The 13,655-nt window shown below is 64.8% G+C and carries 13 protein-coding genes; 4 read left to right on the top strand and 9 right to left on the bottom strand.

Features of this window, described 5'->3' with window-relative positions:
• Positions 1-20 precede the first annotated feature (20 nt).
• Together J4G43_RS50840 and J4G43_RS50835 are read left to right on the top strand one after the other, a co-directional pair.
• Positions 21-1,268, top strand: a complete 1,248-nt coding sequence (locus tag J4G43_RS50840) for an MFS transporter (RefSeq protein ID WP_208083571.1) — start codon at positions 21-23, stop codon at positions 1,266-1,268.
• A gap of 177 nt (positions 1,269-1,445) precedes the next feature.
• Positions 1,446-2,681 carry an MFS transporter gene (locus J4G43_RS50835; protein ID WP_208083570.1) on the top strand — a complete coding sequence of 412 codons (1,236 nt, stop codon included), beginning with the start codon at positions 1,446-1,448 and terminating at the stop codon, positions 2,679-2,681.
• A 127-nt stretch (positions 2,682-2,808) separates the two neighbouring features.
• Here J4G43_RS50835 and J4G43_RS50830 read toward each other — a convergent pair whose 3' ends face one another.
• Together J4G43_RS50830 and J4G43_RS50825 are read right to left on the bottom strand one after the other, a co-directional pair.
• Positions 2,809-3,303, bottom strand: coding sequence for a VOC family protein (locus J4G43_RS50830; protein WP_028155211.1), 495 nt, complete (start codon positions 3,301-3,303; stop codon positions 2,809-2,811).
• Positions 3,304-3,393: 90 nt separating this feature from the next.
• Positions 3,394-3,939, bottom strand: coding sequence for a carboxymuconolactone decarboxylase family protein (locus J4G43_RS50825; protein WP_063985937.1), 546 nt, complete (start codon positions 3,937-3,939; stop codon positions 3,394-3,396).
• A gap of 136 nt (positions 3,940-4,075) precedes the next feature.
• On the opposite strand from J4G43_RS50825, the gene J4G43_RS50820 reads away from it, so the two are divergent.
• Together J4G43_RS50820 and J4G43_RS50815 are read left to right on the top strand one after the other, a co-directional pair.
• Entirely contained in the window at positions 4,076-5,275 is a 1,200-nt protein-coding gene (locus J4G43_RS50820; protein ID WP_208083569.1) for an acyl-CoA dehydrogenase family protein, read from the top strand.
• Between the two features lie 186 nt (positions 5,276-5,461).
• Positions 5,462-6,601: an acyl-CoA dehydrogenase family protein gene (locus J4G43_RS50815; protein ID WP_208083568.1), complete on the top strand. Its 1,140-nt coding sequence runs from the start codon at positions 5,462-5,464 to the stop codon at positions 6,599-6,601.
• Positions 6,602-6,921: 320 nt separating this feature from the next.
• On the opposite strand, the gene J4G43_RS50810 is transcribed toward J4G43_RS50815, so the two are convergent.
• From J4G43_RS50810 to J4G43_RS50780, 7 genes are all read right to left on the bottom strand, one after another.
• Positions 6,922-7,959 carry an amino acid ABC transporter substrate-binding protein gene (locus J4G43_RS50810; RefSeq protein WP_063985936.1) on the bottom strand — a complete coding sequence of 346 codons (1,038 nt, stop codon included), beginning with the start codon at positions 7,957-7,959 and terminating at the stop codon, positions 6,922-6,924.
• 55 nt (positions 7,960-8,014) lie between these two features.
• Positions 8,015-8,608, bottom strand: coding sequence for a L,D-transpeptidase (locus J4G43_RS50805; protein WP_208083567.1), 594 nt, complete (start codon positions 8,606-8,608; stop codon positions 8,015-8,017).
• 449 nt (positions 8,609-9,057) lie between these two features.
• On the bottom strand, positions 9,058-10,032 hold the full coding sequence (locus J4G43_RS50800; RefSeq protein ID WP_208083566.1) for a hypothetical protein: 975 nt from the start codon (positions 10,030-10,032) through the stop codon (positions 9,058-9,060).
• Positions 10,033-10,116: 84 nt separating this feature from the next.
• Positions 10,117-10,680 (bottom strand): thioredoxin family protein, encoded by a 564-nt coding sequence (locus J4G43_RS50795; protein WP_208083565.1) that lies wholly within the window; start codon positions 10,678-10,680, stop codon positions 10,117-10,119.
• 31 nt (positions 10,681-10,711) lie between these two features.
• Positions 10,712-11,410 carry a cytochrome c biogenesis CcdA family protein gene (locus tag J4G43_RS50790; RefSeq protein ID WP_208083564.1) on the bottom strand — a complete coding sequence of 233 codons (699 nt, stop codon included), beginning with the start codon at positions 11,408-11,410 and terminating at the stop codon, positions 10,712-10,714.
• A 556-nt stretch (positions 11,411-11,966) separates the two neighbouring features.
• Positions 11,967-12,578 (bottom strand): sigma-70 family RNA polymerase sigma factor, encoded by a 612-nt coding sequence (locus tag J4G43_RS50785; RefSeq protein WP_028151983.1) that lies wholly within the window; start codon positions 12,576-12,578, stop codon positions 11,967-11,969.
• A 321-nt stretch (positions 12,579-12,899) separates the two neighbouring features.
• Complete coding sequence (locus tag J4G43_RS50780) at positions 12,900-13,631, bottom strand: response regulator (protein WP_028151984.1); 732 nt, start codon at positions 13,629-13,631, stop codon at positions 12,900-12,902.
• Positions 13,632-13,655: the final 24 nt, after the last annotated feature.

The raw sequence follows: 13,655 nt of genomic DNA, 5'->3' as shown, positions 1-13,655 counted from the left end.
CCCTTGGGGCGGAAATGCCGATGTTAGACGTGACTACAGCCCACGAAATCGCTGCCGACGCCCGCGTGCGTGCCAATGTTGTGCGCCTTGCCGCGGCGCAAGCGCTGACCGGCGCCAACTCGGCGGTGATCTTCGCCACCGGCTCGATCGTCGGCGCGACGCTCGCGCCCGACATGTCGTTCGCGACCGTGCCGATCTCGATGTATGTGCTGGGGCTCGCCGCCGGCACGCTGCCGACCGGCGCGATCTCGCGCCGCTTCGGCCGCCGCGCGGCCTTCATCGTCGGCACGGGTCTGGGCGCGCTCACCGGCCTGTGCGGCTCGTTTGCGATTCTGCATGCGTCGTTCGCGCTGTTCTGCGTCGCGACCTTCCTCGGCGGGCTCTACGGCGCGGTGGCGCAATCCTATCGCTTCGCCGCCGCCGACGGCGCGAGCGCGGCCTACCGGCCGAAAGCTGTGTCCTGGGTGATGGCCGGCGGCGTGTTCGCCGGCGTGCTCGGTCCGCAACTCGTGCAATGGACCATGGACGTCTGGTCGCCCTATCTGTTCGCCTTCAGCTTCCTGGTGCAGGCCGCCGTCGCGCTGATCGCGATGGGCATCGTCGCCGGCGTCGACATGCCGAAGCCGGCACCGGCAGATCTGCACGGGGGCCGGCCGCTGCTCGACATCGTGACCCAGCCGCGCTTCATCGCGGCCGCTTTGTGCGGCGTCATCTCCTATCCCATGATGAACCTGGTGATGACCTCGGCGCCGCTCGCCATGAAGATGTGCGGCCTCAGTGTCAGCGATTCCAATTTCGGCATTCAATGGCACATCGTCGCCATGTACGGCCCGAGCTTCTTCACGGGCGCGCTGATTGCGCGTTTCGGTGCGCCCAAGATCGTCGCCGCCGGCCTGCTGCTGGAGGCCGTGGCCGCCGGCATCGGCCTCTCCGGCCTCACCGCGATGCATTTCTGGGCCACGCTGATCGTGCTTGGTGTCGGCTGGAATTTCTCCTTCATCGGCGCCTCCGCGCTGGTGCTCGAGACGCACCGTCCGCAGGAGCGCAACAAGGTGCAGGCCTTCAACGATTTCCTGGTGTTCGGCATGATGGCGATCGGCTCGTTCTCCTCCGGCCAGCTGCTGGCGAATTACGGCTGGTCGGCGGTGAACATGGTGGTATTCCCGCCGGTGGTGCTCGGCCTCGCCGTGCTCTCGCTGGCGTCCTGGGCCCGCCGCCGCAAGGCGCGGCTGGACGCAGCGATGGGCGAATTCCCGGATGCGATCTGAGTTGGCAGGAGGCTGTCAGCAGCGTTGATAGTTCGATCCAGGTCGAAGTGATTTTCTGAGGTGAGATAATAGATGCTGCGTCATGGCCGGGCTTGTCCCGGCCATCCACGTCTCGGGACGTCGAAGAAAGAACGTGGATGCCCGGGACAAGCCCGGGCATGACGGAGTAGGCGGCAAATGCTCGACAATCCTCAACAGCCCCGAATCGACGAATCCGCGCTCCGCTACGAAGGCTGGCGCATCGTCGCGGTCTGCTTCCTGCTCGCGACCTTCGGCTGGGGGCTCGGCTTTTACGGCCAGAGCGTCTATGTCGCCGAGCTCCAGCGCGCGCGGGGCTGGCCGGCCTCGCTGATCTCCTCGGGCACGACGTTCTTCTATCTGTTCGGTGCGCTGCTCGTCGTCTTCGTTGGCGAGGCCGTCAGAAAATATGGCCCGCGGCTCTGCCTGATCGCCGGCACGCTGGCGATGGCGGCGGCCGCGGTCGCGATCGGCGCGGTGCGCGAGCCCTGGCAGCTCTATCTCGCCGACGCCGTGCTCGCCTTCGGCTGGGCCGGCACCAGTCTCGCCATGATCACCAACACGATCAGCCTGTGGTTCGACCAGAAGCGCGGCATGGCGATCAGCCTTGCGCTCAACGGCGCCAGCTTCGGCGGCATCGTCGGCGTGCCGCTGCTGGTGACCCTGATCGGCCATGTCGGCTTTGCCAGCGCGATGTACGCCGCCGCCGGCGCCATGCTGGTGTTGCTGCTGCCGGTGATCCTCCTTCTCGTCGGTCGGCCGCCCGATCTTCACGGCTGGCACGCGACGGCGAAGGCCAGGCCGCAATCGTCGACGGAGATCCGCGCATGGGCGCTGCGCGATGTCGGCTTCCTCACGGTGACGATTGCGTTCGCGCTGGTGCTGTTCGCGCAGGTCGGCTTCATCGTGCACCTGATCTCGTTCCTCGATCCCGTGATCGGCCGCGAGCGCGCGGCGGTGGCGGTCGCGGTGCTGACCGCGATGGCGGTGATCGGCCGGGTGCTGTTCTCGATGGTGATCGACCGCCTCAACCAGCGGCTGGCCGCGGCACTGTCGTTCCTCAGCCAGGCCGCGGCGCTTTGCGTCGTCATCAATTTGCACAACGACTATGCGCTGATCGCGGCTTGCGCGGTGTTCGGCTTCTCGGTCGGCAATCTCATCACGCTGCCGTCGCTGATCGTGCAGCAGGAATTCGACTCCGCCTCGTTCGGCGTGCTGATCAGCCTGAATACGGCGATCAACCAGGTGACCTATGCGTTCGGCCCGGGCGTCGTCGGCTTCCTGCGAGATCTCTCTGGCGGCTATACGCTGCCGTTCTATCTGTGTATCGCGCTGGAGGTGGCGGCTGCGGCGCTGATCATGGTGCGGGGGAAGCCGCGGTCAAAGGTCGCCTAGAGCCGCGACGGCGCCTCCACACACTCCGTCATTGCGAGCGCAGCGAAGCAATCCAGAATCTTTCCGCGGAGACAGTCTGGATTGCTTCGTCGCTTCGCTCCTCGCAATGACGAGGAGAGAGCGGTATTTAAGCTTCGCGCTGCTTCAGCAACGCCTCGACATCCAGCCGCTTCGTGAACATCGCAAGCTTGCCATCCGGCCCGAGCGGCCATTGCTCTTTCGGCTTGTCCCAATACAGCTCCACGCCGTTCTCGTCGGGATCGCGCAGATACAGCGCTTCGCTGACACCGTGATCGCTGGCGCCGTCGAGCGCAATGCCGGCCGTGAGCACGCGATGCAGCGCATCCGCCAGCGCCGGCCGCGTCGGATAGAGGATTGCGGTGTGGAAGAGGCCCGTCGTGCCCGGTGGCGGCGGCGAGCCGCCCTTGCTCTCCCAGGTGTTGAGCCCGATGTGGTGATGATAGCCGCCGGCCGAGATGAACGCCGCGCCCGAGCCCATGCGCTGCATCAGCTCGAAGCCGAGCACGCCACAGTAAAAGCCGAGCGCACGATCGAGATCGGCGACCTTGAGATGAACGTGGCCGATCCTTGTGCCGGCATGGACGGCTGGGCTTTGCGACATGGTGCTGCTCCGTTGACCAACTCCAGATAAGGCGGGCATCGGGACAGTGCTACCTGCCTATCCCGAAACCCATCGTTTCCGGATACGAAACTATGAGAGCTCCGGCACCTCGCCCTCCGGCAGCTCGAACTCGAACGTGTTCAGCGTCATCGACACCATAGTGTAATAGCCGCACAGCCCGATCACCTCGACCACGCCGCGCTCGCTGAGGACTTTCACCGCTGCATCGTAGAGGCCCTTCTCGACGCCATGGCCTTCATGCAGCGACTTCGCGACGTCGTAGATCATCTTGCCCTTGGGATCGTCGAAGACAGGCGTGCGGCGATCGCGGATCGCGTCGATGATCTCAGGATCCATGCCGCCCTGGAGCGCCAGGCGCTTATGCGCATACCATTCGTAATGCGCAGTCCAGTGCCGCGCCGTCACCAGGATCGCGATCTCCGAAAGCTTGGCGGGGAATATCGTGTCGTAGCGCAGCACTTCGCCGAGCCGCGTGGCGTGACGGGCCATGTCGGGGCTGTTGAGCCAGGCCATCATCGGCGCCGGCGGCTTGCCGCGCTTGCCGGCAATCGACTCGTCATAGGTCTGCCGCTGGCTCTCGTTCATTTCGCCAGGCGAAAGTAGTTTCAGGCGCATTGTTATTTCCTCTTTGTTTTCAAGCTCGCCGTGGCGGCGACTATAGCCGAATGCAGCGCCGCGGAAGTGGTTGAATTCCACGGTGCGATGGCTCAGAGTCGCGCCCAACAAGTCTTTTTGATTGATGGAAACGACCATGAGTGAATCTGAACCCGCCGATCTTGAGAAATTCCGCGAGCAAACGCGCGCCTGGCTGGAAGCCAACTGCCCGCCGGAGATGCGCAAGCCGGTGACCTCTGATACCGACGTGTTCTGGGGCGGACGCAATACGAAATTCGCGTCCGAGCCGCAGCGCATCTGGTTCGAGCGCATGCGCGACAAGGGCTGGACCGTGCCGGACTGGCCTAGGGAATATGGCGGCGGTGGCCTCAGCGCTGCCGAGCACAAGGTGCTGCGCGCCGAGATGGCCAGGATGGGCGCGCGTCCGCCGCTGTCGAGCTTCGGCATCTGGATGCTGGGGCCGGCGCTGCTCAAATACGGCAACGAGGCGCAGAAGAAGGAGCACCTGCCTGACATCGCGGCGGGCCTGATCCGCTGGTGCCAGGGCTATTCCGAGCCGAACGCCGGCTCCGATCTCGCCTCGCTCCAGACCCGCGCCGAGAGCGACGGCGACGATTTCGTCATCACGGGCTCTAAGATCTGGACGTCTTACGCCGACTATGCCGACTGGATCTTCTGCCTCGTCCGCACCGATCCCACGGCGAAGAAGCACGACGGCATCAGCTTCATCCTGTTCGACATGGCCTCGAAGGGCGTGACGACCAAGCCGATCCTACTGATCTCCGGCTATTCGCCGTTCTGCGAAACCTTCTTCGACGGTGTCCGCGTGCCGAAGTCGCACGTGGTCGGCACCGTCAACCGCGGTTGGGACGTCGCAAAATATCTGCTCCAGCATGAGCGCGCGATGATATCAGGCATGGGCGAGCGCGGCGTCGGCCGGCCGCTCGGCCAGATCGCGGCGGATTCCGTCGGCACCGATGCACAAGGCAAGCTCGACGATTCCATGCTGCGCGGCCGGATCGCGAGCTTCGACGTCGACGAGGCCGCGCTCGCCGCTTGCGCCGAACGCGCGGTCGATCTCGCCAAGGCCGGCCAGGCGCATCCGGCGTTCTCGTCCGCGATGAAGTACTACGGCACCGAGCTCAACAAGCGCCGCCACGAGATCCTGATGTCGGCCGGTGGCGTCAACGCGCTGGAATGGGAGAGCGAGCGCTCCAGGCAGGGTGCCCGCCCGCGCGCCTGGCTGCGCACCAAGGCCAATTCGATCGAGGGCGGCACGACGGAGGTGATGCTCGGCATCGTCGCCAAGCGCATCCTGGATTTGCCGGGGGCGTGAGCACGCTCTCACCACCCGCCCGTCATTCCGGGGCGCGCGACTTGTCCGCCGAAGCTCGAAGAGCGAAGGCGGAAGCGCGAGCCCGGAATCCATACTCCCGATCGTGGTTATGGATTCCGGGCCTGGCCCTACGGGCCATCCCGGAATGACGAACAAAAAGTAGATTTTCGAATCGGAAACACGCACATGGCCCTCGTCCTCACCGAAGAACAATCGATGCTCCGCGACTCCGCGCGCGGGCTGATCAGCGACAAGGCGCCGGTGTCGCACCTGCGATCCCTACGCGACAACAAGGACCCGACCGGCTTCTCCAAGGAGCTGTGGCATTCCTTCGCCGAGATGGGCTTTGCCGGCCTCCTGGTGCCGGAAGAGTTCGGCGGCAGCGGTCTCGGCTTCGTGGAAGCCGGTGTGGTGATGGAAGAGATCGGCCGCACCTTGATGCCGTCGCCCTTCCTCGCCACCAGCGTGGTCGCGGCCTCGGCCCTGAATCGCGGCGGCAATGCCGCGCAGAAGTCGGAATTCTTGCCGAAAATTTCCAACGGCTCGCTGCTCGCGACGCTCGCGATCGACGAAGGTGCCAAGCATCGCCCGCTTCAGACCAGCCTCCAGGCGGTGCGCGCCGGCAACGGCTTCAAGCTCTCCGGCGCCAAGGCGCTGGTCGTCGACGGCCACGTCGCGGACCTCTTCATCGTCGCGGCGCGTACCGCTGGCGCCGCCGGCGAGCGTGAAGGGCTGACGCTGTTCCTGGTCAATCCCAAGGCCAAGGGCGTTGCGATCGAGCGCACCATCATGGTCGATGCGCACAACGCGGCACGGATCGAGCTTGCCAATGTCGAGGTCAACGCCGATAGCGTGCTCGGCGAGGTCGATCAGGGTGCAGCGCTGCTCGACGGCGTGCTCGACATCGGCCGCGGCGCGGTCGCCGCCGAAATGGTGGGCTTGAGCGAAGAAGTCTTCAACCGCACCGTCGAGTACCTCAAGAACAGAAAGCAGTTCGGCAAGCTGATCGGCGAATTCCAGGCGCTGCAGCACCGTGCCGCCGAGCTCTATGTCGACATCGAGATCACTCGCGCCGCCACGATGAAGGCGCTCCAGGCACTCGATGCCGACGTCGCCAAGGCCGCATCAAGCGTCGCCGTGGCAAAAGCCCGCGCCGGCACCACCGCCACGCGCGCGGTGCAGGAGGGCGTGCAGATGCATGGCGGCATGGGCATGACCGACCAGTTCGACATCGGCTTCTTCATGAAGCGCGCCAGGGTGTGCGAGGAGCTGTTCGGCGATGCGAACTACCACACCGAGCAGCTGGCAAGGGCGCGGGGGTATTGAGGCGAGTGGATGTGAGGCGCGAGGGGCGCGCCTCACACGCGGTGTCGTCGCCCGGCTTGACCGGGCGACCCAGTACGCCGCGGCCTGTCCGCATACGATTGACGTCTCGGAATACTGGATCGCCCGGTCAAGCCGGGCGATGACAGTTGAGAGTGTGGAGAGCGCCTGCCCCAAGCTCCGTCATGGCCGGGCTAGTCCCGGCCATCCACGTTCTTGCGGTGCCTCAAAAACGTGGATGCCCGGGACAAGCCCGGGCATGACGATTGAGAACGTGGTGCGAGCTTTGACCCAAGCTCGCAATGACGGCGGTTAGACCGCCCTTACCGCATCGGCGGCGCGTACTGCACGCCGCCGGCATTCCATAGCTGGTTCATGCCGCGCGGGATCTTCAGCTTGGACTTCTCGCCGATGTTGCGCTCGTACATCTCGCCGTAATTGCCGACGTTACGGATGATGCGGACGACCCAGTCCTTGGTGAGGCCGAGCTGCTCGCCGTAATTGCCCTCGGTGCCGACCAGGCGCATCACTTCCGGCTTCTTCGACTTCAGCGCCTCGTCGATGTTCTCCGAGCTCACGCCGAGCTCCTCGGCGTTGATCATCGCGTAGAGCGTCCACTTCACGATCATCATCCAGTCGTCGTCGCGCTGGCGCACCACGGGTGCGAGCGGCTCCTTGGAGATCATGTCCGGCAGGATCATATGGTCGCCGGGCTTGGAGAGATTGAGCCGCAGCGCGTAGAGCTGCGAGACGTCGGCGCTCAGCGTGTCGCACTTGCCGGAGTCGTAGGCCTTCACCACGTCATCCAGCTTGTCGAACTTCACCTCTTCATACTTCATGTTGTTGGCACGGAAGTAGTCGGCGACGTTGAGCAGCGTTGTCGTGCCAGCCTGCACGCAGACCTTGCTGCCGGTCAGGTCCAGCGACGTCTCCTTGTTGCGTGAACGCGGCAGCATGAAGCCGGCGCCGTCGTAATAGGCCACCGCCGGGAAATAGAGGTCATAGTCGAGCTCGCGCGCCATGCTCCAGGTCGAGTTGCGCGAGAGGATGTCCACCTTGCGGCTCTGCAATTCCTTGAAGCGCTCGCTGGCGTCGAGTGGAACGAACTTGGCCTTGCCGGGATCGTTGAAGATGGCGGCTGCCACCGCGCGACAGAAATCGACGTCGAATCCGGTCCAGTTGCCCTTGTCATCGGGGATCGAGAAGCCCGGCAGGCCCTTGTTGACGCCGCACAGCACCTCGCCGCGGCGAACGGTGCGCTTCAGGGTGCGAGTATCGTAGAACTCATAGATCACCGCCAGGGCGCCGACCAGTACGGCAACGGCGAGCCCGATCAGCAGGCCGCCTCGAAAAGTGCGCATCATGTTGCTCTCTCGAAATAATCGGGAAAAGGACTATTCGCTAAGGCGAGGAAGATCAGAGTTCGGGCTTCTGTCGGATGACCACCTTGGTGCCAACCGGGACGCGATCGTAGAGATCGGCGACGTCATGGTTGACGAGACGGAAGCAGCCCGAGGATACCTTGGTGCCGATCGTATCAGGACGGTTGGTGCCGTGGATGCGGTAGACGGTGGTGCCGAGATATATGGCGCGGGCACCGAGCGGATTGCCGGGGCCGCCGGCCATGAAGCGCGGCAGATAGGGCTGTCGCTGGATCATCTCCGGCGGCGGCGTCCAGTCCGGCCACTCCTTCTTGTTTGTGATGTTCACCAGCCCCTGCCACTGGAAGCCGTCGCGGCCGACGCCGATGCCGTAACGGATCGCGCGCCCGCCCGGCTGCACCAGGTAGAGGTGGCGCTCAGCGGTCGAGATGATGATGGTGCCCGGCGTCTCGGTGGTGCGGAAGTAGACCACCTGCTTCTGCCATTCCGGCTCGAGCTGATAGGCGTCGTCGGCGACCAGCCCCGGCTCATCGCCGCGGTCGGGCTGTTGGGCGGAGGCGTATGAGGTGGTCAGGACCAGGCCCAGCGCCGCGATGAACGCCCCGGTCAGGCGACGATAATCCGTCATTTCAAGCTCTCCCCGCTGCCACAGCGTAAATCATTTGGACCATCTGAACTCAGGGGCAGCTTCGTGGCAAGTTCATGGCACGCCCGGCTGGTATGTCACGAGAATGCTTTGGTTTTTTGACGAGGCCGGGCAATGCCACAAACAGGGGATGGCGCGAAAAGCCTAGATTGTCGCGGCAATGGTGGTGCGCTCCCTCCCCCGCTTGCGGGGGAGGACGATCGCACAGGAGTTCCTAGCGGCGGTCTGAGCGCGCGCCTCGTCCTTCGAGACGACCGCTTCGCGGTCTCCTCAGGATGAGGCTAAGACGCATCGGAGCCCGTCGAAATTGTCGCCGCGCACTCCGTCCTCATCCTGAGGGCCCGCCGTAGGCGGGCGTCTCGAAGGATGGCCGCAGGCGACTCTGTCAGATCGCCTTCAAATGCGATCGCGACGCCGCAAGCGGGGGAGAGCTAAATCTTGTTATTCTCCGCCGCGATCCCGAGCCGCCGGACGATTTCGGTCCCCACCGCGCGGGCCTCGATCCGCGACCCGATTCGTGGGCTGCGAAAGCGGCGCCCCGAGCGCAATCGGATCGTGACGATGCAGTGCTCGTCCTCGGACCGGCCGCGGCGGTCGACGGTGATCGTCTTCACGTCGTGCCCCTCGATATGGTCGGCGCGCGGCGTGCCGTCGCCCCACAGGCGTTCGACGCGGATATCGCTCTCGCGGATGATCCAGAACGCGCCGGTCACGAGGTTGGCGTATCTGTAAACGGCGAATGCGGCGATCGCGCCGAGCGGAAGCAGCAGGATGTCGACATGGCTGGGCGGCCATCCACGCCAGAGCTTGTAGGCGTAGGGAGCGGCGGATAAGGCGACGGCGATCAGTGCGACGATCCTTATGTCCCGCGCGGAAAACGCCTCGAGCGGCTCGCCGAGACGCATCTCGGGATTGCTCGCATCAAGCGGATTGACGGGTGACTCGACATCGGGGACATCGAACTGTGCGGCGATCCGCGCCACGGTGTCGCGAACATGCGTGACGTCGGAGATCGGCGGGGACGTCAGGCGCTCCCCCGAGGCCAGCGTGAAGGCCAGCTGGAAACGGGCTTTCGCCCGCTTGCTGCCGGGAACCTGTAATCCCCTGATATCGTCCTTCGCGACGATCCTGGTCCGGAGCTTTCCGAACGGACGCTGCTGCCCGATCAGGATCTCGTTCGGCGTGATGATCCACACCACCGCCGGCGCCAGCATGATGCCGACGACGAACGCTGCTCCGACGAGGAGCGCGGCCACCGAGACGATCACCTCCAACGTGTCGTGCGTGAACAGGCCCGGCGTGAAGCACAGCGCCACGGCGGCCGCAAAGCCGGACATGACCAGCCGCTGCGCGATCGAGGCGCCTTCGCGAAGGCGAATGTCGGTGCTGGTGGTCGCGTCGTCCATTGCGGGCGCTGATTCCGTCGCTCGGGAAACTCCACGGACGGGTCCGTGGAGTCAAGCAACAACGGCGGCAGCGGCGATCCGGCCTCAGCTGTTGGCGTTCAGCAGCTTTGCCACGGTGCGGTCGATCTCGTCGTAGCGGCCCTCGCCCTCGTGCTGGAACACGATCTTGCCGGTCTGGTCGATGATGTATTGCGTCGGCCAATACTGGTTCTGGTAGGCGTTCCAGGTCTTGGAATCATTATCCTGCGCCACCGGATAGGTGATGCCGTGGCGCTTCAGCGCGGCCTGCACATTGGCGGCGGAGCGCTCGAACGGGAATTCCGGCGTATGCACGCCGACCACGACGAGGCCCTTGTCCTTGTACTTGGCATAGAGGTCGGTGACGTGCGGCAGCGTGTTGACGCAGTTGACGCAGCCATAGGTCCAGAAATCGACCAGCACGACCTTGCCGCGGAGGTCGGCGATGCTGAGCGGTTTCGAGTTGAACCAGGTGTTGATGCCGGTGAAGTCAGGTGCGGTCTGCTGGCTTGCGGCAGCGGTGACGACAGGGGTGGCGCGCGCGGCCTCGTCGCAGATGCCGGGGATGACGGCGCCTGTCACGGCCATGCCGATCAGTGCGGCGGAGACGGCGAGCAGTTTGAAAGTCATGGAAGCGTCCTCCGGTGAAGATGAGGGATGATCACAGGCCGATCTGGCCGGTGGGATAGAATCCGGTGAGCCACGCCACGATCAGCGTGTCGTACTGGAAATAGGCGGCGACCGCGAAGGCGATCACGACGACACCAAAGCCCTGCTGCAGCCGCGGCGAGATCCGCGCGAGGCTGCGCACGCGCGTGGTCGCAGCCTGTCCGCCATAGGCGATCGCGAGCATCGGAATCGCTGCGCCGATGGCATAGGCAATCAACAGCACGCCGGCCCAGCTGGCGTTCTTCGACGTCGCGACCAGCGTCAGGATCGAGCCGAGCACGGGACCGGCGCAGGGCGTCCAGACCAGGCCGAGTGTGGTGCCGAGCACGAGGCCGCCAAGCGCGCCCTCGCGCTGCACGGCGCCGGAATTGCCGAGATCGAGCCAGCCATTGAGCCGGATCGACAGCCATTCGAACGGCACCGGCCACAGCATCAACAGGCCGAAGCCGAGCAGCAGGATCGACGCGGCCTCGCGCAGCACGTTCGGATCGAAATCGAACAGCCGCGTGATCGCACCCAACAGCAGCGCGGTCGCCGAGAACGAGACGACGAAGCCGAGCGCGATCATCGCGGGCCGCAAGTGCCCCGCTCGCCCGATCGAGGCGCCGAGCAGGATCGGCAGCATCGGCAGCGTGCAGGGCGCGGCGATGGTCAGGATGCCGGCAAGGACGGCGAAGACAAGTTCGAGCATCGGGCACTCGTGAGGGAGGTCACGAGGGCAGTTCGGGATGGCTGCGCGCGTTGTTACGTGGCGTCACGCCTTCGTGAGGGGCGGCTGCCTGGTGTGGGGCGTACCGGGCGGCAATGCGAGGCAACCCTGTTGGCCACAGCGCCGGTGCGCTCCCTCCCCCCTTGCGGGGGAGGGCGGGGGGAGAGGGGTAGCCCCGGGAAAGGTCTATCGAGCCTCGATCGTGCCGCGCACGACAAATCGAGGGAGTCCCCGTGCGGTACCCCCCCCCCTCCCTGCCCCTCCCCGCAAGGGGGGAGGGAATGATGGAGCGGTGCCGCCTCACTTGGGTGGCCAAAATGGGCCTCAGCCCGCCAAACACAAAACGACCCGGAGGGGGGCATCCCGTCCGGGTCGCTGGAAGTCTTGGGAGGTTTAACGAAACCGTATGTGAGCTTTATAGGAGGGAAGTTTTTCCGCCTGATGTTGTGCTTTGTTTCAATTATTTCGTCGGCGGTAACACTTCCGTGTCCGGGGACAGGGCCGAAAGTTCGGTCCTATCCCATTGAAATCCTTGGTCTTAGGCGGCGAAACGGTCGACGCCGGCGCCCTTAAGCAAATCGGCCAGCTGCTTGCGGGCATAGAACATCCGGGTCTTCACCGTGCTCTGCGGGATGCCGATGATCTGACCGACCTCCTCCACCGACTTCTCATGGTAGTAGACGAGGTTGATGATCTCGCGATGCGCGGGCGACAGCTTTTGCACGCAGGCGCGGAGGATGGCGCTGGTGTCGTTGCGGTCGAGCGAGGTCTCGGGCGTCTCGGCATCGTCAGGAATCTGGCGCACGTCGTCCTGGTCGATGTCCTCGAAGCGGCGCTGGCGCATCGCGGTCAGCGCCTTGAAGCGGGCGATCGAGAGCAGCCAGGTCGAGACCTGCGAGCGGCCCTGGAACTGGCCTGCCGTGCGCCACACGTCGAGGAACACCTGGCTGACGAGGTCTTCCGCCGTGGTCGCGTCACGCACGATGCGCAGGATGAAGCGATAAACCCGCACATTGTGCCGGCAATAGAGGATGTGCATGGACGTCCGGTTGCCGTCCGCAATGCTTTCAAGAAGCATGTCGTCCGAGGTCGCCTGAGCGGCAATGATGCTCTGGCTGGCTTGGGCGTTGATGGCGATGACGTTCGGCATTGACTTGCTCCCCGTAGCGCCGCAACCGAGCGGCGTTTCCTTGGACCAAAGTGTTAATCAGCGAACGTTTCGGGACGTCTGCACGAAAAGCGAAAAATGGTTTCGTGCGCCGCCAAATTGTTTCGTCGGACAGGCCGCGACGAAACATTCGGGGCGAAAAGCCGTGGAATTTCAATGTACGGAAAATACGGGGGTGGGGATTGGGGAGCGCCCCGGGGCAACCGGGAACGAAATTCCGGGCTTGCGTTCGGTCGCGCCACCCATGCCGTCATTCCGGGGCGCGAAGCGAGCCCAGGACGACAGCGGTAGGTGCCGCGCGCGCTACGCTTTCTCGCCCGCGGGCGAGAACAGATAGCCGCCGCCGCGGATGGTGCGGATCACGGCCGGCTTGGTCGGGTCGGGCTCGATCTTGCGGCGGATGCGCATGATGCGCAGATCCACGGCGCGGTCGAAGGCTTCGGCGTCGCGCGCATTGGCCAGTTCGAGCAGGCGTTCGCGCGACAGCACGCGCTTCGGATTGGCCGCAAACACCTTGAGCAGCCCGAACTCGGACGCGGTGAGCGGATGCTCGTTGCCTTCGTCGTCGCGCAAGGCCTGCGCTTCGAGGTCGAGCCATTTGGTGCCGAAGCGCACCAATTGATCCTTGTCCGATTTGGCGGGCGCGGTCTCGGCCGCCTTCACCGGCGTGCTCCGCCGCAACACCGAGCGGATGCGCGCCATCAGCTCGCGCAGCTCGCAGGGCTTTGCCACGTAATCGTCGGCGCCGAGCTCGAGGCCGACGACGCGGTCGATCGGGCTCGCGGTCGCCGTCAGCATGATCACGGGCACGTTGATGCGGCTCTTGAGGTCGCGGATGATCGAGAGGCCGTCTTCCTCGGGCATGTTGAGGTCGAGCACAACGAGGTCGGGCATGCTGCCGTCGATCGCGGTGCGCAAGCTCTTGCCGCCGTCGCACAGCGTCACGGTGAAGCCGTGCATCTTGAGGTAATCGCCGACCATCTCCCGGGCCGGGGCCTCGTCGTCGACGATCATGATGTGCTGGCTTTGGGTCATATCACTCAGATCTCGGTACTCGAA

Source organism: Bradyrhizobium barranii subsp. barranii (genome assembly GCF_017565645.3).
GTDB classification, from domain to species: domain Bacteria; phylum Pseudomonadota; class Alphaproteobacteria; order Rhizobiales; family Xanthobacteraceae; genus Bradyrhizobium; species Bradyrhizobium barranii.
Note: the sequence above shows the minus strand (reverse complement) of the source record. Positions and strands in the feature narration are given on the sequence as shown.

What these genes read in the sequence shown, in the direction of transcription:
- J4G43_RS50840 (WP_208083571.1), top strand. Translation starts at nt 21, where the DNA reads ATGTTAGACGTGACTACAGCCCACGAAATCGCTGCCGACGCCCGCGTG.
- J4G43_RS50835 (WP_208083570.1), top strand. Translation starts at nt 1,446, where the DNA reads ATGCTCGACAATCCTCAACAGCCCCGAATCGACGAATCCGCGCTCCGC.
- J4G43_RS50830 (WP_028155211.1), bottom strand. Translation starts at nt 3,303, where the DNA reads ATGTCGCAAAGCCCAGCCGTCCATGCCGGCACAAGGATCGGCCACGTT.
- J4G43_RS50825 (WP_063985937.1), bottom strand. Translation starts at nt 3,939, where the DNA reads ATGCGCCTGAAACTACTTTCGCCTGGCGAAATGAACGAGAGCCAGCGG.
- J4G43_RS50820 (WP_208083569.1), top strand. Translation starts at nt 4,076, where the DNA reads ATGAGTGAATCTGAACCCGCCGATCTTGAGAAATTCCGCGAGCAAACG.
- J4G43_RS50815 (WP_208083568.1), top strand. Translation starts at nt 5,462, where the DNA reads ATGGCCCTCGTCCTCACCGAAGAACAATCGATGCTCCGCGACTCCGCG.
- J4G43_RS50810 (WP_063985936.1), bottom strand. Translation starts at nt 7,959, where the DNA reads ATGCGCACTTTTCGAGGCGGCCTGCTGATCGGGCTCGCCGTTGCCGTA.
- J4G43_RS50805 (WP_208083567.1), bottom strand. Translation starts at nt 8,608, where the DNA reads ATGACGGATTATCGTCGCCTGACCGGGGCGTTCATCGCGGCGCTGGGC.
- J4G43_RS50800 (WP_208083566.1), bottom strand. Translation starts at nt 10,032, where the DNA reads ATGGACGACGCGACCACCAGCACCGACATTCGCCTTCGCGAAGGCGCC.
- J4G43_RS50795 (WP_208083565.1), bottom strand. Translation starts at nt 10,680, where the DNA reads ATGACTTTCAAACTGCTCGCCGTCTCCGCCGCACTGATCGGCATGGCC.
- J4G43_RS50790 (WP_208083564.1), bottom strand. Translation starts at nt 11,410, where the DNA reads ATGCTCGAACTTGTCTTCGCCGTCCTTGCCGGCATCCTGACCATCGCC.
- J4G43_RS50785 (WP_028151983.1), bottom strand. Translation starts at nt 12,578, where the DNA reads ATGCCGAACGTCATCGCCATCAACGCCCAAGCCAGCCAGAGCATCATT.
- J4G43_RS50780 (WP_028151984.1), bottom strand. Translation starts at nt 13,631, where the DNA reads ATGACCCAAAGCCAGCACATCATGATCGTCGACGACGAGGCCCCGGCC.